The sequence below is a fragment of the Stenotrophomonas sp. SrG genome (assembly GCF_050031795.1).
In the GTDB taxonomy this organism is placed as follows: domain Bacteria; phylum Pseudomonadota; class Gammaproteobacteria; order Xanthomonadales; family Xanthomonadaceae; genus Stenotrophomonas; species Stenotrophomonas rhizophila_A.
Genome location: NZ_JBNBBE010000897.1, coordinates 1 through 243, shown reverse-complemented (window position 1 = coordinate 243; position 243 = coordinate 1). Strand labels below are relative to the sequence as shown.

1 protein-coding gene is annotated in these 243 nt (G+C 73.3%); it reads right to left on the bottom strand.

Translation table 11 applies throughout. The features are described from left to right. On the bottom strand, window positions 1-243 hold a 243-nt coding region (locus ACQG3P_RS22095; protein ID WP_426806246.1), incomplete at both ends, for a hypothetical protein.

The following is a 243-nucleotide window of genomic DNA, read 5'->3' as shown; positions in this document are numbered from 1 at the left end:
CCGTGGCCGGCCAGGGTGGAGCCGGGCGCCGTGGTCCGCAGCGATGCGGTTACCGCCGTGGTCCCGGGCACGATGGCGGCCCCATTGAAGGTGTCCTTGAGCAGCACGCTGGCGGTGCTGCCGCCGGTCGCCGGTGCGATCGGTGCTGGGGTGAAGTCATCGGCCACCGCGGTGAGCGTGGTCGCGCTGACTGTGAGGGTCACCGTGGCGGTAGCGCTGACACTGCCGCCCGGTGCGGGCAGG